Origin of the sequence: Stutzerimonas stutzeri (genome assembly GCF_024448895.1) — a bacterium.
GTDB lineage: Bacteria > Pseudomonadota > Gammaproteobacteria > Pseudomonadales > Pseudomonadaceae > Stutzerimonas > Stutzerimonas stutzeri_Q.
On sequence record NZ_JAMOIC010000076.1, the window covers coordinates 1 to 658 of the forward strand.

Below are 658 nucleotides of genomic sequence, written 5' to 3' on the forward strand. Positions count from 1 at the left end.
TGGCTAAAGAAAAATTCGAACGTAACAAACCGCACCTGAACGTCGGTACCATTGGTCACGTCGACCATGGCAAAACCACGCTTACTGCAGCGCTGACCAAGGTCTGTGCTGAGACTTGGGGCGGCTCTGCGCGTGATTTCTCGCAGATCGACAACGCGCCGGAAGAAAAGGCTCGTGGTATCACCATCAACACCTCCCACGTTGAGTATGATTCCTCGATCCGTCACTACGCGCACGTTGACTGCCCGGGCCACGCTGACTATGTGAAGAACATGATCACCGGTGCTGCGCAGATGGATGGCGCTATTCTCGTCTGCTCCGCTGCTGACGGCCCGATGCCGCAGACTCGTGAGCACATCCTGCTGTCCCGTCAGGTTGGCGTTCCTTACATCGTTGTCTTCCTGAACAAGGCAGACATGGTGGACGACGCTGAACTGCTCGAGCTGGTAGAAATGGAAGTTCGTGATCTGCTGTCGACCTATGATTTCCCGGGCGACGACACTCCGATCATCATCGGTTCCGCGTTGATGGCTCTGAACGGTCAGGATGACAACGAAATGGGCGTTTCGGCCGTGCGCAAGCTGGTTGAAACTCTGGATAGCTACATTCCAGAGCCTGAGCGTGCCATCGACAAGCCGTTCCTGATGCCGATCGAAGA

Annotated in this window: 1 protein-coding gene; it reads left to right on the forward strand. The window is 55.8% G+C overall.

What is annotated here, in order from left to right:
• The coding region (locus NA619_RS25010) for a GTP-binding protein (protein WP_255964448.1) at positions 1-658 on the forward strand (658 nt) is incomplete at both ends.